This window comes from Pseudomonas sp. P5_A2_2 (assembly GCF_054177685.1).
Genome location: NZ_JBGCUL010001104.1, coordinates 1 through 1,394 on the forward strand (window position 1 = coordinate 1; position 1,394 = coordinate 1,394).

The 1,394-nt window shown below is 54.2% G+C and carries 2 protein-coding genes; both read right to left on the reverse strand.

What is annotated here, in order from left to right:
• A partial coding sequence (locus ACXRVY_RS29195; protein ID WP_458238982.1) for an NADP-dependent oxidoreductase occupies window positions 1-879 on the reverse strand: 879 nt, incomplete at its 3' end.
• A 45-nt stretch (window positions 880-924) separates the two neighbouring features.
• Window positions 925-1,394, reverse strand: a 470-nt coding sequence (locus ACXRVY_RS29200) for an alpha/beta fold hydrolase (RefSeq protein WP_458238983.1), incomplete at its 5' end; no start/stop codon positions are given.

The following is a 1,394-nucleotide window of genomic DNA, read 5'->3' on the forward strand; positions in this document are numbered from 1 at the left end:
GATCAGAGCAGTGATTTCACCCAGTTGAGCACCACTCGCACGCATAAAAACGAACGCATAGCTGACGTTCCGCCTGCGAGCTTTTCTGCGGATGCCGGTGCTCAACAAACGCATCACCAAACCCAATCCCCAGGACAGTTTTTGCTCTTCAGCGAATTGCGGCGTCGGCGGCCCCGAGATGGAGATGAGCTGGCCACCAGGCTTCAGAATGGTGAGCGACTTTTCTAGCTCATCCACGCCCAAGCTGTTCAATACGACGTCATAGTCCTGCAAAACGCTTTCGAAGTTTTGCGTCCTGTAATCGATGACAACGTCCGCTCCCAGCGCTTTAACCCATTCAACATTGTTTGTGCTGGTGGTTGTCGCAACGAAGGCGCCCAGATGCTTGGCGAGTTGGATGGCGATTGTACCGACGCCACCCGAGCCGGCGTGGATAAAGACCTTCTGGCCTTTTTTCAGCTTGGCGGTTTCAACCAGCACTTGCCAAGCCGTCAGAGCCACCAGCGGGAGGGATGCGGCCTCTTCCATGCTGATGTTTTTAGGTTTCAACGCGAGTGCATTTTCCTGTACCGCAATCAGCTCGGCGAACGTGCCTATGCGCTCCTGAGGAGGGCGTGCGTAGACTTCGTCACCTGGCTTGAAGCGCCGCACACCGGATCCAACGCTGACCACGACCCCAGCCAGGTCATTGCCCAATATCAACGGGAATGAGTACGGCAAGATCAGTTTGAATTCGCCTGTACTGATCTTTGAATCAAGCACGTTGACGCTTGTGGCATGCACTTGAACCAGGACGTCATGTGCACCCACCTCAGGTGCGGGCACCTCGGCTACACGGCCATTATTCTTGCCGTAACGGTCGATTAGAAATGCCTTCATGTTGATTCAACTCTCATGGATTCAAATGGGAATGGTCGAATACGCTCAGGCATCCAGGAATACCGTTGCGTTGGCCACGAAGTCGGCATGATGTTGGAAAATTCCGCCATGCCCTGCGTCTTCGTAAATGATCAGTTGTGAATTCGGGATCCGGTTTGCCAAGTCGGTGGAGTTGATCGTGGGCACCATGATGTCGTTGTCACCGTTGGCGATCAGTGTCGGTATCAGTATGCGACTGAGATTTTGTGGGGGTTGTCTGCCCCATGCCTGAATGGCTTTTAACTGCCGCAAAAAAGCGGTTGGCGTTGGATTTTTGTCTCGATCTTTCCTGCGCTCCTTCAGGCGATTCAGAAAATCCTTGGCGGCTCGCCGGCCATTGACCGTCGAGGTGAAGAAGAGGTAGGTCTTCGGATCGCGCAACGTCAGCAAACCTTTAAGCATTAACGGCCAGCTCACTGACCAGACCTTGTCGATGCCGGTGCCGCCAGCAGGCCCGGTACCGGTCAGAATCAGTC